Annotated in this window: 12 protein-coding genes, 1 tRNA gene and 1 pseudogene; 11 read left to right on the top strand and 3 right to left on the bottom strand. The window is 70.8% G+C overall.

All coding sequences use genetic code 11. The annotated features are described in order from the left end of the window. Positions 1–138: 138 nt before the first annotated feature. The 3 genes from ACGFIM_RS15180 to nuoH are packed head-to-tail and all read left to right on the top strand — an operon-like array spanning position 139 to position 2,154. On the top strand, positions 139–669 hold the full coding sequence (locus ACGFIM_RS15180) for an NADH-quinone oxidoreductase subunit B (RefSeq protein ID WP_393200336.1): 531 nt from the start codon (positions 139–141) through the stop codon (positions 667–669). After that, complete coding sequence (locus tag ACGFIM_RS15175; protein ID WP_393200334.1) at positions 666–1,220, top strand: NADH-quinone oxidoreductase subunit C; 555 nt, start codon at positions 666–668, stop codon at positions 1,218–1,220. Before ACGFIM_RS15180 ends, ACGFIM_RS15175 begins: the two co-directional genes overlap by 4 nt. Further along, complete coding sequence (gene nuoH, locus ACGFIM_RS15170; protein ID WP_393200332.1) at positions 1,213–2,154, top strand: NADH-quinone oxidoreductase subunit NuoH; 942 nt, start codon at positions 1,213–1,215, stop codon at positions 2,152–2,154. The genes ACGFIM_RS15175 and nuoH overlap by 8 nt, the downstream gene beginning before the upstream one ends. A gap of 776 nt (positions 2,155–2,930) precedes the next feature. Here nuoH and ACGFIM_RS15165 read toward each other — a convergent pair. Continuing rightward, on the bottom strand, positions 2,931–4,175 hold the full coding sequence (locus ACGFIM_RS15165; RefSeq protein WP_393200330.1) for a serine/threonine-protein kinase: 1,245 nt from the start codon (positions 4,173–4,175) through the stop codon (positions 2,931–2,933). Positions 4,176–4,384: 209 nt separating this feature from the next. Between ACGFIM_RS15165 and ACGFIM_RS15160 the strand changes: the two genes are divergently transcribed. The 7 genes and pseudogenes from ACGFIM_RS15160 (at position 4,385) to htpX (ending at position 13,683) form a co-directional block, all read left to right on the top strand. Beyond that, on the top strand, positions 4,385–5,812 hold the full coding sequence (locus tag ACGFIM_RS15160) for a 4Fe-4S binding protein (RefSeq protein WP_393200328.1): 1,428 nt from the start codon (positions 4,385–4,387) through the stop codon (positions 5,810–5,812). Beyond that, complete coding sequence (locus tag ACGFIM_RS15155) at positions 5,809–6,789, top strand: NADH-quinone oxidoreductase subunit J (RefSeq protein ID WP_393200326.1); 981 nt, start codon at positions 5,809–5,811, stop codon at positions 6,787–6,789. Before ACGFIM_RS15160 ends, ACGFIM_RS15155 begins: the two co-directional genes overlap by 4 nt. Further along, positions 6,789–7,085 (top strand): annotated as a pseudogene (gene nuoK / locus ACGFIM_RS15150) (NADH-quinone oxidoreductase subunit NuoK); the annotation flags it as partial. The gene ACGFIM_RS15155 and the pseudogene nuoK, both read left to right, overlap by 1 nt. A 533-nt stretch (positions 7,086–7,618) precedes the next feature. Continuing rightward, positions 7,619–9,511: an NADH-quinone oxidoreductase subunit L gene (locus tag ACGFIM_RS15145; RefSeq protein WP_393200324.1), complete on the top strand. Its 1,893-nt coding sequence runs from the start codon at positions 7,619–7,621 to the stop codon at positions 9,509–9,511. Beyond that, complete coding sequence (locus tag ACGFIM_RS15140) at positions 9,508–11,235, top strand: NuoM family protein (RefSeq protein ID WP_393200322.1); 1,728 nt, start codon at positions 9,508–9,510, stop codon at positions 11,233–11,235. The genes ACGFIM_RS15145 and ACGFIM_RS15140 overlap by 4 nt, the downstream gene beginning before the upstream one ends. Beyond that, complete coding sequence (locus ACGFIM_RS15135) at positions 11,232–12,695, top strand: NADH-quinone oxidoreductase subunit N (RefSeq protein ID WP_393200320.1); 1,464 nt, start codon at positions 11,232–11,234, stop codon at positions 12,693–12,695. Before ACGFIM_RS15140 ends, ACGFIM_RS15135 begins: the two co-directional genes overlap by 4 nt. 136 nt (positions 12,696–12,831) lie before the next feature. Beyond that, positions 12,832–13,683: a zinc metalloprotease HtpX gene (gene htpX / locus ACGFIM_RS15130; protein ID WP_393200318.1), complete on the top strand. Its 852-nt coding sequence runs from the start codon at positions 12,832–12,834 to the stop codon at positions 13,681–13,683. Between the two features lie 5 nt (positions 13,684–13,688). Here the strand turns inward: htpX and ACGFIM_RS15125 are convergent, their stop codons facing one another. Together ACGFIM_RS15125 and ACGFIM_RS15120 are read right to left on the bottom strand one after the other, a co-directional pair. Further along, positions 13,689–14,153, bottom strand: coding sequence for an NUDIX hydrolase (locus ACGFIM_RS15125; RefSeq protein WP_393200316.1), 465 nt, complete (start codon positions 14,151–14,153; stop codon positions 13,689–13,691). Positions 14,154–14,317: 164 nt separating this feature from the next. Beyond that, entirely contained in the window at positions 14,318–14,818 is a 501-nt protein-coding gene (locus ACGFIM_RS15120; protein ID WP_393200314.1) for a YajQ family cyclic di-GMP-binding protein, read from the bottom strand. A gap of 461 nt (positions 14,819–15,279) precedes the next feature. Between ACGFIM_RS15120 and ACGFIM_RS15115 the strand changes: the two genes are divergently transcribed. Continuing rightward, positions 15,280–15,361: transfer RNA gene (locus tag ACGFIM_RS15115), tRNA-Tyr, on the top strand. Positions 15,362–15,373 lie beyond the last annotated feature (12 nt).

Raw genomic sequence — 15,373 nt, 5'->3', positions numbered from 1 at the left:
CCGCGCCCCCACCCGCGCTTCGGTTCCCACTTCCTGCGGCCCCCGCGCTGCCCTGGCCGCACCGGCACCCCGCCCACCTTTCTTTGCCTCCCTCCTGATCCGCGCAAGAATGGCCATATGGCAGCAACGGACCTCCCGATGCCCACAGTGGGCCCGGTCTCGCGATTGGCGCCGAAGCCGATGCGCTTCATCCTCAACTGGGGCCGCCGCTACTCGCTGTGGGTGTTCAACTTCGGGCTGGCCTGCTGCGCCATCGAGTTCATCGCGGCCTCCACCAGCCGCCACGACTTCATCCGGTTCGGCGTGATCCCGTTCGCGAACGGCCCGCGCCAGGCCGACCTGATGATCGTCTCCGGCACGGTCACCGACAAGATGGCCCCGGCGGTCAAGCGCCTCTACGAGCAGATGCCCGACCCCAAGTACGTCATCTCGTTCGGCGCCTGCTCCAACAGCGGCGGCCCGTACTGGGACTCCTACTGCGTCACGAACGGCGTCGACCAGATCATCCCCGTCGACGTCTACGTCCCGGGCTGCCCGCCGCGCCCCGAGTCCCTGCTGTACGGCATCACCAAGCTCCAGGAGAAGATCGCCGGCGAGAAGCTGACCGACCGCTACGTCTGGTCGCGCCCCCACGCGGACGAGCCGCCCGCGAGCGGGGAGCAGGCGTGAACGCCGACCACGCCGCCCGGCTTGCGGACCATTTCGGCGACCGCGTCCAGGTCACGGAGTCCTACGGCGACACGACGGTGGACGTGGAGCCGTCCGGCTGGACGGACCTCCTCCGCTTCGTCCGCGACACCCTCGACTACGCCTTCTTCGACTGGCTGACCGGCGTCGATGAGCCGCCGGACGCGTTCGCGGTCGTGGCCCACGTCTACTGCCCGAGCGCCGGCAGCAGGCTGCTGCTGCGCACCCGCGTACCGCGCGACAACCCCCACCTCCCCACCGCCGTGCCCATCTACCGGGGCGCGAACTGGCACGAACGCGAGACGTACGAGATGTTCGGCGTGATCTTCGACGGCCACCCCAACCTCGTCCCGCTGCTGCTGCCCGACGGCTTCGAAGGCCACCCGCTGCGCAAGGACTTCATCCTCGCCGCCCGCGTCGCCAAGCCCTGGCCCGGTGCCAAGGAGCCCGGCGAGTCAGGACACGGCGCCCCGAGCCGCCGCAAGACCCTTCCGCCCGGAGTTCCAGCCGACTGGGGGCCTCCTGATGCTTGACGTGGTGCTGAGCTTCGCCGTCATCCTCGTCGTGTTCCTGGTGCTGCCGCTGATCGTCGGTCAGACGGAGCACAAGGTCATGGCCCACATGCAGTCGAGGCTCGGCCCCATGTACGCGGGACGCTTCCACGGCTGGGCGCAGCTCATCGCCGACGGCGTCAAGTTCGCCCAGAAGGAGGACGTCATCCCGGCCGCGGCCGACCGCCGTATCTTCATGATCGCCCCAGGCGTGGCGCTCATCCCGTACCTCGTCGTCCTGATCGTCATCCCGCTCGACCGCGGCCTCGTGGCCGTCCACCTCGACCTCGGCCTGTTCTTCGTCCTCGCCGTCATGGGCGTCGGCGTGCTCGGCTCGATCATGGCCGGCTGGGCGTCGGCCAACAAATACTCGGTGCTCGGCGGCATGCGCTCCGCGGCGCAGCTCATGTCGTACGAGCTGCCCCTCGTCCTCGCCGCCTCCTCGGTCGCCATGGCGGCGGGCACCCTGTCACTCCCCGGGATCGTCGAAGCCTGGCAGTGGTGGTGGCTGCCCTGGCAGGCCATCGGCGGCGTCGTCTTCTTCCTCGCCGGTCTGGCCGAGCTGCGCCGCCCGCCGTTCGACATGCCCATCGCCGAATCCGAGATCATCATGGGCCCGATGACCGAGTACACCGGCATGCGCTTCGCGCTCTTCATGCTCACCGAGTACGTCGGCATCGTCGTCCTGTCGTTCCTGACCACCGTGCTCTTCCTCGGCGGCTGGCAGGGCCCCTTCCTGCCCGGCTGGATCTGGACGCTGGCCAAGGTCTTCTTCCTGTCGTTCGTCGTCATCTGGCTCCGCGTCACCTTCCCCCGGCTCCGCGAAGACCAGCTCCAGAAGCTCGCCTGGGCCGTCCTCGTCCCCCTGGCCCTCGTCCAGCTCGCCCTCACCGGCCTCGTCAAGGTCCTCACCTGACACCGCCCGCCCTCCGCCCCACGCGACGCTGACCGCGTACGACCCGAAAGCAGTCCACGACCGCCTCGCCTAACGCAACCTCGACCGCCCCCCGCGACCGCTACGTGAGCTGCAAAGCACGAACCACACCGGCAACTGTGCCCCCGTGGCCCCTGCGTAGCTGCGAGGTGCACCGGGGGCTGCGCCCTTACAGCCGCACCTGCTGTGGCCCTGCACCCGTGTGGCCTGTATCCGTGCGGCCTGTATCCGTGCGGCCTGTATCCGTGCGACTCCGCATCCGCGCGACTCGGCATCCGCGCGACTCTGCACCGCCGCCCCTGCGTTCGCACGGCTCTGCCGCCTCAAGGCCGTGACCGTCGCACCCTCGCGACCCGCGGTTCCCGCGACCGCAGCACCGTTGTGACCTGTGGGTTCCGCGATCGCTGTGCTGTTGTGACCTGTGGTTCCCGCGACCCTCGCGCCGTTGCAGCCGACACATCTTCGCAGCCCGCGTCCCGTTCGCGATCGCCGGAAGCTCGTAGCCCCACTCCCTCCGCGATTCCCGTAGTCGCCGTGCCCTTGGGGGCCGTCGCGATCGCCGGAAGCTCGTAGCCCCATCCCCTCCGCGATTCCCGCAGTAGCCGTGCCTCGGGGCCGTCGCGATCGCCGAGGCCCCGCCCGTTGCTGAGCGCTCCGCAACCCTCCCGTCCCCGCCACCAGTGGCGCCTGGCCGGACGGCCAGAGCTCCACCGACAACGGCCGCTTGAGCTCTCACGAGGGCCGCGGACCGCCGGAGCTCAGCGCACGATCGACAGCATCACGTCCGATGCGGACGGACGATCCACAGGCTGCTTGCTGAGGCAGGCGCCCACGATGCCGCGTAAGGAAGGCGGCACCGCCGACAGATCGGGCTCGTGATTGAGCACCCGGTTGAACACGGCAGGCACCGTGTCCTCCCCGAACGCCGGCCGCCCGGTCGCCGCGAACACCATCGTCACCGCCCAGCTGAACACGTCGGACGGCGGCCCCACAGGCTCGCCCTTGAGCTGCTCGGGCGACATGTACGGCGGAGTGCCCACCATCTTTCCCGAGGTCATCGTCATTTGGTCGAGCGCCCGTGCGATGCCGAAGTCGATGACGCGCGGCCCGTCGTTCCCGATCAGCACGTTGCTCGGCTTGAAGTCCCGGTGCACGACCCCGGCCTTGTGGATGGCCGCCAGCGCCCCGGCTGTGGATAAAGCCAGCCGTGTCAGGCTGTCCTCGTCCCTGGGTCCGTGCGTCCTGACGAGCTGCTCCAGCGAGGGCCCGTCCACGTACTCGCTGACGATGTACGCGTGCTGCCCCCCGATGTTCACGTCGAGCACCCGGGCTGTGGAGAACGTCGCGACTCGCCGCGCCGACTCGACCTCCCGCGCGAACCGCGCCCTGGCCACCTCGTCCACCAGGTCGTGCAGCACCTTCACCGCCACCTGTGTCCCGTTGGGCGCCATGGCGAGGTAGACGGCCCCCTGCCCGCCGCGCCCGAGCCGGCGCAGCACGCGGTAGTGCCCGATCCACTCCGGCTGCCCAGGCGGCCGCCGCTGGGAGGGTGCGGTGGTGCGTTGCCGCACGTCGGGAGGGGTGTTCCGCATGTCGGGGGGCGGTGTGTGCCGCATCTCGGCGGGGTGGTGCCGTACGTCGGCGGACGGCAGCGGAGCATGGACCGGTGGGGCGGGGGCCAGCCGCGCCTTGACCATGAACGGCACCAGGATCCCCGAGTGGATGGTCCCGCCGATCCAGCTGACCACCAGCCCGAGGGTGACGAGCACGGACAGCTCCGTGGGAGCGTCCTCGTACTCGTATGTGAGCGCGGTCAGCACGAACGACCCGATGCCGGCCGCGTACACGCAGGCCGCGAGGCCATGCCAGACGTTGCGCAGCCAGATCGCCGCGATCCCCATCGTGACCGGGGTCGCGACGCCGCAGGTGACCAGCGGCAGGCAGGCCCACACAATGGCGGCCGCCCATCGCAGGCCACTCGGCCGGGTCGGATCGCTGTGCATGGCCGAGAGACTATCGCCCTGCCATCGGTTCATTCCGGGCATGCACACAGTCTGTGGATAACTGGCCCCCAGTCTGTGGATAGCTGTGGAAAACCTGGGGACAACCGGCTCCCGCATTCACGTCGGCCCCCAAGTGCGCCATGATGTTGAACATGGGGCGGATGCCGGGAGTGGGACTGGTGAAGGGGTTGTCCATCACCCTTCGCCACATGCTGCGTAAGTCGGTTACGCAGCAATATCCCGAGGTCAAGCCCGCCCTGCCGCCCCGGAGCCGCGGGGTCATCGCGCTGGTCGAGGAGAACTGCACCTCCTGCATGCTCTGCGCCCGGGAGTGCCCCGACTGGTGCATCTACATCGATTCGCACAAGGAGACGATCCCGGCCCCCGAGGGCGGCCGCCCCAGGCAGCGCAACGTCCTCGACCGCTTCGCGATCGACTTCTCGCTGTGCATGTACTGCGGCATCTGCATCGAGGTCTGCCCGTTCGACGCGCTCTTCTGGTCTCCGGAGTTCGAGTACGCCGAAGGCGACATCCGTGACCTTCTCCACGAGAAGGAGCGACTGGGCGCCTGGGTGCAGACCGTCCCTCCGCCGCCCGCCCACGACCCCGGCGCCGAACCGCCCAAGGAGCTGACGGCCGCCCGCCGCCCCGCCCGCACGCCCCGTCCCCGCCCGGCCGGCGACCAGCCCGCGGCCCGGCCACGTGGTGCCTCCGGTACGGACCAGGCAGCGGCAACGAGCCTGGGAACCATTCCGGCGCCCGGCGCCGGCCAGGGCGCCAAGCCGACGTCTGGGACCGAGCAGGGTGCCGCGCCGACGTCCGGGACCGAGCAGGGTGCCGCGCCGACCTCCGGGGCCCAGCAGGGTGCCGTGCCGAGGTCCGGAACCGGGCAGAGGGGTGTGCCGACGTCCGGCACCGGGACGGGAGCGGTGCCGCCCGGCGCCGGCCAGGGGACCACACCGCCGTCCTCCGGTGACCAGGCCGGGACGCCGCCGTCCGGCGCCACGGGGGAAACCAGCTCCCCGTCCGGCGCTTCCGGGGAGACGAGGCCCCTGTCCGGCGCAGGTGGGGACGTCACGCCGGCGTCCGGCGCCGGAACCGCCCAGGGCGCCCCGTCCGCCGAGCCGGGCCCCGCGACCAGGCCGTCCCGTCCGGGCGGCCGTGCTCGCCGTGTGATGACGAACGTACGGGGCATCCGCCCTCCGGGTTCCCTGCCGACTCCGGACACCCCTGCCGTCACCCGGCCCCAGGCACCCGCCGAAGAGGTGAAGGAAGCCCCCGCTCGGGACAACGAGGCCGTTCGAGACAACGACACAGCTCAGAACAACGACACAGCCCAGGACAACGACACAACTCAGAGCAACGACACAACTCAGGACAACGACACAGCTCAAGGCGACAACCTCACAACCCAAGACAAGCCCGTAACGCAAGATCAAGACGGGGCTTCATCCACAGGCGACCCACCTCCAGGCAAGTTGTCCACAGCCGAGGGCGAGCCGCCGCCGAAGCCCGATCAGCCAGGGCAGACTGCTGCCGCGAGCCCCCGCCGGCGCAGGATGGCCGATCCACGGTCCATCAGGCCCCCAGGGCGGCTCGGTCCTGACGAGCCGAGGGAGTCCGAGGAGGAGTCGTGACCGAGGCGGTGCCCTCCTACCTGTCACCCACCGGGCAAGAGATCGTCTTCTTGCTGCTGGGAGCGGTAGCGGTTGGATCGGCGCTGCTCGTCGTCATGACCAGGCAAATCGTCCACGCGGCCCTGTGGCTGGTGGTGTGCTTCGGCGCGCTCGCGGGGGGCTACCTTGTGCTCACGGCCGAGTTCGTGGCCTGGGTCCAGGTGCTCATCTACGTGGGCGCGATCATCGTGCTCCTGCTGTTCGGCCTCATGCTCACCCGGGCGCCCATCGGCCGCTCGGCCGACCTCGACAGCGGCAATAAGGTGGTCGCCGCCGTGGTGGCCGTGGCGACCGCGGCGATCCTCGTCACGGTCGTGATCGATGGTTTCCGTACGGCGTACACACCCCTCACCCCGGGCTCCGGCGCGGCAGGAGAGCTCGGCGCCGGCATCTTCGCCACGTGGGTCCTGCCCTTCGAGGCGCTGTCCGTCTTGCTGCTGGCCGCCCTGATCGGCGCGATCGTCCTCTCCCGCACCGACATCCGCGGCCCCGTACCCGCCTCGGGCGGCATATCGGGTGAGCGACCGGACGGGGGCGCTTCCGGCACGGCGCGCCTCAACCCACACAGCACGCCGCCCCCGGGCGAGCCCCCAGCTGCTTCACCGCCCGACCAGGTCGCCTCGCCGCCGGGTGAGGCGGGTCCACCTCGTGGCCAGGCCGCCTCGCCGCGTGCTGAGGCTGCTTCACCGCCCGACCAAGTCGCCTCGCCGCCGGGTGAGGCGGGTTCACCTCGTGGCCAGGCCGCCTCGCCGCGTGCTGAGGCCGCTTCACCGCCTGCCCAGATTGCCTCATCGCCCGACCAGGCCGCCTCACGGCCCGGTCAGGCTGCCTCGCCGCCTGATGGGAGCGCAGAGCCGTCGTCGGCCGACGGTACCGCTGGCGGCGCGTCTCCCGACCAGACCCGGAGCCAACCTCCCGACGAGACCGGGAGGCAATAGTGCACATCGTCTACCCGGCGGTCGTCTCCGCACTTCTGTTCTCCATCGGCGTCTACGGCGTGCTCGCACGGCGTAACACGATCCTCGTGCTGATGTCGGTCGAGCTGATGCTCAACGCGGTCAATCTCAATCTGGTGGCGTTCGACGTGTGGCTGGGCGACCGTCTGCACAGCGGGCAGGTGCTGACCCTCTTCGTCATCGTCATCGCCGCCGCCGAGGTGGGCCTGGGCCTGGCGATCGTCCTGGCGCTCTTCCGCAACCGCCAGACCATCGACATCGACCGCCTCCGCGCCCTCACCGAACCCGTCCTCGACCCCACCGGCACGCCTACGAGCTCAGCGGCCCTCGACCCCGCAGAAACGCCGTCCGGGTCCGCCGGCTCTTCTCCGCGACCGGAGTCCGCGCCGGCTTCGGCGCCGGGCGTGGTTTCCCGGCGACCCGATGTTGCGAAGGCGTCCGATAAGCCGAGCGGTGCTTCTGACGACCAGCCGGCTCATCCCGTCGAGCGCGGCGCGCAGGCGGACCAGCTTGCCGAGCGCGGCGCGCAGCCGGTTCAGCCTGTCGAGCGCGGCGCGCAGGCGGATCAGTCTGCCGAGCGCGGTGCACGGGCGGATCAGCCTGTCGAGCGGGGCCTGCAGGATCAGTCTCCCGAGCGCCTCCCGGAGGACTCCGAGCACCGCGTCAACCGAGGCGGTGGTGATCGATGACGCACTTCCCGTTGCTGGCCGTGGTTCTGCCGTTCGTCGCTGCGGCGGCCGGTCTGTTGCTCTCCCGTTGGCGGCCCGGCAGGCCACCGGCGGGCTCCACAGGCAGCGCACGCGCGGCCCACGTGGTCGACACGGCCGGCACCACCGGAACCATCGACACGGCCGGTTCCGGTGTGGCGGGCTCTGGTGCGGCCGGTTCCGGTGTGGCGGGCTCCGACACGGCCGGCTCCGGTGCGGCGGATCTCGTTGGCGCTCGGAGGGCGGCGTGGATCGCCGTCGTCCCGACTGCGGCCTCGGCCGTCCTGGCCGTCTGGCTGGCGTGGACGCCGGGCTTCGCCTACTTCACGGGGGCCCAGCACCCGCCACCCACAGGCCAGACCTACGGCACGATCGTCACCGGCGGCGTCCCGATCTCCCTGTCGCTGCAGGCCGGCGCGCTCTCCGCCGTCCTGGGCGTCCTGGTGACGCTCGTGGCGCTGGCGGTGCAGGTCTACTCGGTCGGCTACCTCAAAGGCGACCCGCGCTACCCCTCCTACAGCGCCTTCGTCAGCCTGTTCACCAGTGCGATGCTCCTCGTCGTCTACGCGGGCGACCTCCTCGTTCTCTATGTGGGCTGGGAGATCATGGGCTTCTGCTCGTACCTCCTCATCGGCCACTGGTGGGAGGATCGCGGCAACTCGCGCGCCGCGGTGAAGGCGTTCCTCGTGACCCGCCTGGGCGACGTCGGCTTCCTGTTCGGCATCTTCGTCCTGGGAATGGGGGCAGGGAGCTTCCGCATCGCGGACGTGCTGGCGAAGGTGCCCGAGATGTCCGCGGCGACGCTGGTGACGGCCACGATGCTGCTGCTGGCGGGCGTCGCGGGCAAGAGCGCCCAGGTGCCGCTGCACACGTGGCTGCCGGACGCCATGGCGGGCCCGACCCCGATCAGCGCGCTGATCCACGCCGCCACGATGGTCGCGGCCGGCATCTTCATCGTGGCCAGGCTGTTCCCGGCGTTCGCGGCCGCGCGGCCCACGCTCGACGTGCTCGCCGTTCTCGCGGCCCTCGGCATGCTGGGCGCCGCGCTGGCCGCGCTCGCCCAGGACGACCTCAAGCGCGTGCTCGCCTATTCCACGGTCAGCCAGCTCGCCTACATGGCCGGCGGTCTCGCGGCGGGCTCCGACACCGCGGCCGTCTTTCATCTGCTGACGCACGGCGCGTTCAAGGCGCTGCTGTTCCTGTGCGCGGGGGTGGTGATCCATCACGCCGGCTCCAACCTGATGACGCGGATGGGCGGCCTGCGCAGGGAGCTGCCGGTGACGTTCGTGGCGATGACGATCGGGTTCGCCGCCCTGATGGGCCTCCCGCCGGCCAGCGGTTTCTTCAGCAAGGACGGCCTGCTGTCCGCGATGGACCGCACTCTGTCCGGCCAGGGCCTCACCGACGCGGCGGCGCTCCTGCTGTACGGGTGCGCGCTCGCGACCGTGGCCGTCACCGGCGCGTACGCCACCAGAGCCTGGCTGCGCGTGTTCTTCGGCGAGCCGAGAGCCACGGAGCACCAGACGCCCGGCACCGCCCGCGAGGCCCCGCGCACGATGCTCGTCCCCGTAGCGGTCCTGGCCGTGCCGGCTCTGCTGCTGGGGTTCGCGGGTGACCTGCACGTCGAGCTCGGCGTGGCCGCCGTCAGCGTGGTGCTCGCGGTGCTGGGCGCGGGCGTCGTCTATGCGGTCTGGCGCGGCGACCCCCTCGCCGACCCGGCCCGGCTCCTGGGTCCGCTGCGGGCGCCGTGCGAGCGCGCGTTCTTCATCGACACCGGGTACGCGGCCCTGGTCGTCCGCCCGATCCTGGCCCTGTCCACCGGGGTGAGCAGGACGGACGACACGGTCGTGGACGGCGCGGTACGCGGGTCGGGCAGGGCCGCCCGCGGCCTGTCGGGGGTGTTGCGCCTGGCCCAGAACGGCAACGTCCAGCTCTACGTGAGCGGCCTGCTGGCCGGGGTCCTGCTGATCGCAGTGGGGGCGGTGGTGTTCACATGACGGCGTGGATCCCGGTCGTCCTTCTGGCCGTGCCGCTGCTGGGAGCCGTCCTGCTGCTGGTCGCGCCGCGCGCCCTGCATCCCGTGCTCCGCCCGTACGGGCTGATCCTGTCGGGTGTCACGCTGGCCGCGAGCCTCGTGCTCGTGGCGGCCTTCGACTACGGGCGTCCCGCCGCGATCCAGTACGAGCTGGACCTGCCGTGGGTGCCGGGCCTGGGGATGCGGTTCCACCTCGGCGTCGACGGCATCTCGCTGCCGCTGATCACGCTGACGGCGCTGCTGACGTTCCTGTGCTTCGTCTATCTGTGCGGGGGGCGGGGCACCGCGCGCGAGTTCGCGAACGCCAGGCCGCGGGCGCTGGTGTTCACGCTGCTCGTGCTCGAGATCGGCATGATCGGCACGTTCCTGGCGCTCGACCTGCTGCTGTTCTTCGTCTTCTTCGAGATCGTCCTCATCCCGATGTACTTCCTCATCGGCATCTGGGGTGGGGACGGGCGCAGGACGGCGTCGATCAAGTTCATCCTGTACACGCTGCTCGGCTCGGTCGTCATGCTGCTCGGCCTGCTGCTGGTGTGGGCACAGGCGGGCACGCTGGACATCGTGGCGCTGAACGCCTCTCACGGGGCCGGGATGTCGAGGTCCGTACAGATCCTGGCGTTCGTGGCGATCGGGGCGGGCTTGGCGGTGAAGACGCCGATGTGGCCGCTGCACACGTGGCTGCCCGACGCGCACACCGAGGCGCCCACCGTCGGGTCGGTGCTGCTCGCGGGCGTGCTGCTGAAGATGGGCACGTACGGTTTCGCCCGCATCGCCATCCCCGTCCTGCCCGAGGGCGCGGAGGCGGCGGCTCCGTGGCTGGGGGCGTTCGCGGTGGTCGGCGTCGTGTACGGTGCCCTGGCCTGCCTGGCCCAGCGCGACCTGAAACGCATGATCGCGTACTCGTCGATCGGCCACATGGGCTTCGTCCTGCTCGGCTTCGCCACGCTCACCCCGGTCGGCGTCAACGGCGCGCTCTTCGCGAACGTCGCCCACGGCCTCATCACCGGCCTGCTGTTCTTCCTGGCCGGCGCGATCAAGGAACGCCACCACACCGCCGACATGCCCGCCCTGGGCGGAGGCCTGCTGGCGCGGCTGCCCAGGCTGGGCTCGCTGCTGACGTTCGCGGCGATCGCTTCGCTGGGGCTGCCGGGGCTGGCCGGGTTCTGGGGCGAGATGCTGGCCCTGCTCGGGGCGTTCCAGCCGGGCGGCGAGCTGCCGCGCGGGCTGTTCCTCACGTACATGGTGATCGGGGGACTGGGCGCAGTCCTGACGGCCGCGTACTTCCTGGTCATGCTGTCGCGCGTCACCCACGGACGGCCGCGCGCGGTGGAGACCGGCGCGGACGTCCGCCCGATGCCCGGCGCGGTCCCGGACGAACGCCCGATCGCCCCGCCGGTCACCGGCGACGAGCCCGCTACCGGTTCGGGAGCCGAGGCAGGGGCGGGCGCGGGCGGCGGTGCGGTGGTCGCCGTCGCGGAGGAAGGCGGAGGCGGCGGTGCGGTGGTCGCCGTCGCGGAGGAGCGTACGGCCGTGCTCCCGCCCGGCGCGGCGACCGACGTCAAGCCCAACGAGTGGCTGGCCTGGACCCCGCTGGTGGTCCTCACCCTGCTGTTCGGCCTCTGGCCCGGCCTGCTGCTCTCCCTGACCACACCCCCCGTGCGGGCGCTGCTGGGAGCACTGTCATGATCCAGCAGATCGACTACTTCGTGATCGCGCCCCCGCTGGCGCTCGCGCTGTCGGCGGCCCTGGTGCTGCTGCTCGACGCCTTCCTGCCGGCCCGCCCGGTGCTCAGCGGGGGGCTCGCGCTGGCGGGGATCGCGGTCGCGGCCGGGTTCGTGGTCGCCCAGGCGGCGGGGACGGGCCCGAGGTCGACGTTCTGCGTGCCGCAGCGGCTCGGCGGCACGGCGGCGACGTGCTCGTTCGTGGCCGACGGGTTCACGCTGATCTTCGCCGGGCTGGTGCTGGTGGCCGCCGCGGTGGTCGTGCTGATGTCGATGGCCGAGCTGGCAGGAGGCGGCATCCCCATCGGCGAGTGGTACTTCCTCCTCCTTTGCACCCTCGTCGGCTCGGTCACGCTGCCCGCCTCCCGCGACCTGATCATGCTCGTGGTCGCGCTCGAGCTGGTCTCGCTCCCCGTCTTCGCCCTCACCGCGCTCAAACGCTACGACGGCCGCGCCTCGGAGGCGGCGGTGAAGCTGTTCGTGGTCTCGGTGGTCTCGACCGCGATCATGCTGTTCGGCGTGTCGCTCCTGTACGGCATCTCGGGCACGGTCTACCTGTCCCGCCTGTCGGGAGTGTTCAGCGGCCAGGTGGCGGCTCCAGGGGCCCCCGAGGGCCTGCCCGCGGTCGTGACGGTGGGCGTGGTGCTGGTGGTCGCCGGGTTCGCGTTCAAGATCGCCGCGGTGCCGTTCCACTCGTGGGCCGCCGACGTCTACCAGGGCGCGCCCCTCCCGGTCGCCGCGCTGCTCTCGGTCATCTCCAAGGCGTCCGGTTTCGCGGGCCTGATCCTGGTCCTGGTCGCCGCGCTCGGCGGGCAGGCGGACACCTGGGCGCCGATCGCCGGCATCGTGGCCGCGCTCACCATGACCGCGGGCAACCTCCTCGCGCTGCGCCAGCGCAACGTCGTACGCCTGCTCGCCTGGTCCTCGGTCGCGCAGTCCGGCTACATCCTGGCGCCGCTCGCGGTCACGGGCATGGCCGCGGTGCGCTCGTCCATCGCGTACCTCGTCATCTACGCCGCCATGAACCTCGGCGCGTTCACCGTCGTCATGCTCGTCTCCAAGACCGGGCTCGACGACTACCGCGGCCTGGCGTTCCGGCGCCCGGCGGCCGGGCTGGCGCTGGCGTTCTGCCTGATCTGCCTGGCCGGGCTGCCGCCGGGGCTGGCCGGGCTGTTCGCCAAGGTGTTCGTCTTCCGCGAGATCGTCGCCGGCGGCGCCGGGTGGCTGGCGCTCGTCATGGCCGTCAACACCGTGATCGGCCTCTACTACTACGCCGTCTGGGCCGCCCGCCTGTTCGCCCCCGGCAGCCGGGCGCCGCTCTCACGGCCCGCCACCGCCTGGTACGCCATGGGCGTGGCCCTGGTGGCGGCCGTGCTGTTCTCGCTCGCGCCACAGCTCGTCCTCGACATGGCCTCCCTGACCTGACCTGGGCCCTGTCCGAGCCCTCGCCGTGGCGGCCCCGGGCGCGTCGCGCTGCGCCTCCGCGTGAGCACATTGGGGAACGAAGAGCCGGGTCATCGACGTTGGACGTGGTGGAACCCGGACCATGAAGGGGGGGACCTTGCACCACAACGGTCTGCGCACCGCCGTGTTGCTCGGCGGTATGTCGGCGCTGATTCTCGCGGTGGGCGCGTGGTTGGGCGGCGGCACCGGTGTGCGGATCGCGCTCATGCTCGCCCTGGCGAGCAACGGCGTGGCGTACTTCTTCTCCGACCGCATCGCTCTATCGGCGATGCGCGCCAGGCCGGTCAGCGAGGTCGAGCAGCCCACCCTCTACCGGATCGTCCGCGAGCTGTCCACGCAGGCCAGGCAGCCGATGCCGCGGCTGTACATCTCGCCGACGGTGCAGCCCAACGCGTTCGCGACCGGCAGAAACCCGCGCAAGGCGGCCGTGTGCGTCACGTACGGGCTGACCCAGCTGCTGAACGAGGACGAGCTGCGCGGCGTGATCGGGCACGAGCTGTCCCACGTCTACAACCGCGACATCCTGATCTCCTCGGTGGCGGGCGCGCTCGCCACGATGATCACCTGGCTCAGCTACGTGTCGGTGTTCTTCGGCGGCTCCGATGACGACGAGGGGCCGGGCTTCGTCGGCGCGCTGCTGATGATGGTGCTGGGGCCGGTGGCGGCCGGCATGGTGCAGATGGCGATCTCCCGTACGCGGGAGTTCCAGGCGGACGAATCGGGCGCCATGCTCACCGGCGACCCGCTCGCGCTGGCCTCCGCCCTCCGCAAGATCGAGATGGGCGCGCGTCGCCTTCCGCTCCCCGAGAACAGCCGCCTGACCTCGGCCTCGCACATGATGATCGCGAACCCGTTCAGCGGCTCCGGCTTCGGCCGCCTGTTCTCCACCCACCCGCCCACCTCCGAGCGGGTGGCCCGCCTCGAGCGGATGGCGGGCTACCGCCGCTGACGCCTCTACGGGCCCGCGGTGATCTTCCGCAGGATCACCGCGAGGTCCTCGGGGTAGACGATCTCGTCGGTGGCCTCCAGCTCCTCGGCGCTCCACCAGCGGTGCCCGAGCGTCGTGTCCTTCTCGATCTGCTCCATGTGATCGAACGACACGGCCGCCTGCCCGCCCAGCCGGATCGCGAAGAACGCCTGATCCTGGGTGAAGGCGTACTCGCTCCACTCGAACTCGACCAGCGCCTCGGCGTGCGGCCCCGTGAACTCCTCCGGCCGCGCCCTGACGCCGATCTCCTCGTACAGCTCGCGCGCCGCCGCCTCCTGGAGCGTCTCACCGTCCTCGCGCGCCCCGCCGATGGTGAACCAGAACCGCTTGTCCGGCTGGGCCGGATCGAGACCGTGCAGGAGGAGAACGCGGTCGTCTTCATCGATGGGCAGCACGCGTGCCGTGAACCGGCGCAGGGGAATCTTCGCCACGTCTATGGAGCATACGCACCGCTTACCGGATCGTTATGCGAAGGCCCGGGACGCCGCGCGAGAGCCAAGGGGCGGCTCGGGGCACACGGCGCGATGGGTCGCCGCGTGCCCCGAATACGCTCTCCGCGATCGTACGAGCCGGCGCAGCATGCCCGCGGACCGGCTCAGCGGTAGTTCACGAACTGCAGGGCGATGTCCAGGTCCTTGCTCTTGAGCATGGCGATGACCTGCTGCAGGTCGTCCTTCTTCTTGGAGCTGACCCGCAGCTCGTCGCCCTGGATCTGCGCCTTGACCCCCTTCGGACCCTCGTCGCGGATCATCTTGGAGATCTTCTTCGCGTGCTCCTGGTCGATGCCCTCCTTGAGGCTCACCAGCAGGCGGTACTCCTTGCCGGACAGCTTCGGCTCACCCGCGTCCAGGATCTTCAGCGACAGCCCGCGCTTGATCACCTTCTCCTTGAACACGTCGTACGCCGCATTGACGCGCTCTTCACTGTTGGCCTTGAGCTCGATGTTGTTCTGCCCGGACCAGGCGATGCTCGCCCCGGTACCCTTGAAGTCGAAGCGGTGCCCCAGCTCCTTGACCGTCTGGTTGAGCGCGTTGTCGACCTCCTGCCGGTCGATCTTGCTAACGATGTCGAAAGATGAATCGGCCAAAGCACCCATCCTCTCAGCTGCGGTGAAACCGGCCCGGCCGTTCGAACGTACGGACCCAGCGCACGAGCCTAGCCAGCATCGGCCCGCCGTGCAGGTTCGCATCCCCTTGGTCATGTCGTACGGCGAACCTTCCCGTACGCCCTGACCCTCCCGTTCCCCACCTCTGGCCCTGACCGCCGATCCCGGGCCGTTTGCGGCCCGGCCTGGTGCTCCTGGCCGGGGTGCCGGCGCGGGGGCGCGTGAGGGCGCTCCGCGGCGTCGCGCGGGGCCGGCCGCGAGGGGCCGGCCGCGTGGGTGTGTGATGCCGGACGGGGATGCTTTGTGGCGCCCCGCCGAGGGCGTCGGGGGCCGCTCGGGGCGGCGTCCGGACCGTCTAGACCAGATGAGATCCGGCTCTGGGACAAACCGGTGTCACGTACACCTCCGAAGTCCGCTATCCTTCTTTCTGTCGCCGCGAGAGCGGAAGACAAGGCAGGTTGCCCGAGTGGCCAAAGGGAGCGGTCTGTAAAACCGTCGGCTCAGCCTACGCAAGTTCGAACCTTGCACCTGCCACACCAGCGGGAA

The sequence above is a fragment of the Nonomuraea sp. NPDC049309 genome, assembly GCF_043196965.1.
Classification (GTDB): Bacteria; Actinomycetota; Actinomycetes; order Streptosporangiales; family Streptosporangiaceae; genus Nonomuraea; species Nonomuraea fastidiosa.
This window is presented reverse-complemented; position numbering and strand designations above follow the sequence as displayed.

Coding starts and splice junctions, on each gene's coding strand:
- ACGFIM_RS15180 (WP_393200336.1), top strand. CDS start 139: ATGCCCACAGTGGGCCCGGTCTCGCGATTGGCGCCGAAGCCGATGCGC.
- nuoH (WP_393200332.1), top strand. CDS start 1,213: ATGCTTGACGTGGTGCTGAGCTTCGCCGTCATCCTCGTCGTGTTCCTG.
- ACGFIM_RS15165 (WP_393200330.1), bottom strand. CDS start 4,175: ATGCACAGCGATCCGACCCGGCCGAGTGGCCTGCGATGGGCGGCCGCC.
- ACGFIM_RS15160 (WP_393200328.1), top strand. CDS start 4,385: ATGCTGCGTAAGTCGGTTACGCAGCAATATCCCGAGGTCAAGCCCGCC.
- ACGFIM_RS15140 (WP_393200322.1), top strand. CDS start 9,508: ATGACGGCGTGGATCCCGGTCGTCCTTCTGGCCGTGCCGCTGCTGGGA.
- ACGFIM_RS15135 (WP_393200320.1), top strand. CDS start 11,232: ATGATCCAGCAGATCGACTACTTCGTGATCGCGCCCCCGCTGGCGCTC.
- ACGFIM_RS15120 (WP_393200314.1), bottom strand. CDS start 14,818: ATGGGTGCTTTGGCCGATTCATCTTTCGACATCGTTAGCAAGATCGAC.